Genomic DNA, 757 nt, shown 5'->3' with positions numbered 1-757 from the left:
CTTCATGCACTGGCACAAAGAGTTCGGCAAAAACGGCAAATACGTTGGTATCACCCGAGATTGACGCAGAAGGCGTAGAGCCAAAACCCAGTCCCTTGGCAGACAGACTGTCTGGGGTATATTGATAGTCTTCATAACGGTACTGAGCACCTATTGCTAAGCCCACCGTACCTGTGTCTAAGTCGAATAGATCACCACTGGCAATAGACTCCACCACTTGCTGTTCACTGTAAGTCTCATCAACAAAGGCATGTAGCACAGCAGCCAGTTCATCTTCACTGTTGCCTGCAATCGAGGTGCCATCCTTAGGTGAAACCAAGCCTGGGCTGGAAAGGGCGGTGCCAAAAGGATTAAATAGACCATCCAGCACGGCGTCATTAAAGGTGGTGCTGGACATTCCCAGATGCGTGGTTTCGGTGCGTTTGCCCACGGCATATACATAAGAGGTATTCAGTGTCCAGGTGTCACTGATATCGGCCTCAAAACCGGCTACGGCACGGTAATAGTCAAAGTCGATATCCAGCGCATTATTAATACCGCTGGCGGAGTCACCGGTGGTGTAAACACCAAACGGACGAGCCTTGGCAACAACATCTACGGCTTGGTGAATATCATTGTCCCAGTTGGCCGGATCAATGTAGTCGAGGCCATCCCCGGCGTCGTTAAGGACAAAGAAGTTAAACGGATGGTCACCTGGTACAAAGGTACTGCCGCCTTTGACTAAACCGTTGGAGTAAAACGGTGAGCCCAAAATGGC

At 50.3% G+C, this 757-nt stretch carries 1 protein-coding gene; it reads right to left on the bottom strand.

Going from position 1 to position 757, the window contains the following annotated elements; translation table 11 throughout:
* Positions 1-757: hypothetical protein (locus J0A66_RS21460; protein WP_206575904.1), on the bottom strand; the 757-nt coding region annotated here is incomplete at both ends.

This window comes from Bowmanella dokdonensis (genome assembly GCF_017254865.1).
GTDB classification, from domain to species: Bacteria; Pseudomonadota; Gammaproteobacteria; order Enterobacterales; family Alteromonadaceae; genus Bowmanella; species Bowmanella dokdonensis.
Note: the sequence above shows the minus strand (reverse complement) of the source record. Positions and strands in the feature narration are given on the sequence as shown.